Raw genomic sequence first — 312 nt, 5'->3', positions numbered from 1 at the left:
GGAGATGAGGTTTGCCTGCTCCTCGCGTTCGGAGGTGATCGTGAAGGAGGAAATGCCCACGTCAAACTTGGTGCCCAGAGCCGGAATGATGGTCGGGAACTCGGCGTGGTTGGTCGTTCCCTCGTTCAGGCCCATGACCTTGGCGAGCGCCTTGTTGATGTCGACATCGTAGCCCTGCGCGGTCTGCGAATCGTCACCGAGGAACTCCGCGGGCGCGTAGTCGGCGGAGGCGCCGTTACGTAGCGTGCCTCGCTCCTTGACCTCGTCGGGAACGAGCGCGGCGATTTCGTCGACGGTCGGGATCTTCGACAC

1 protein-coding gene is annotated in these 312 nt (G+C 62.8%); it reads right to left on the bottom strand.

Translation table 11 applies throughout. The features are described from left to right. On the bottom strand, positions 1-312 hold a 312-nt coding region (locus QP415_RS11230), incomplete at both ends, for a transporter substrate-binding domain-containing protein (protein ID WP_285100116.1).

Origin of the sequence: Pauljensenia sp. UMB3104 (genome assembly GCF_030217285.1) — a bacterium.
GTDB lineage: Bacteria > Actinomycetota > Actinomycetes > Actinomycetales > Actinomycetaceae > Pauljensenia.
Note: the sequence above shows the minus strand (reverse complement) of the source record. Positions and strands in the feature narration are given on the sequence as shown.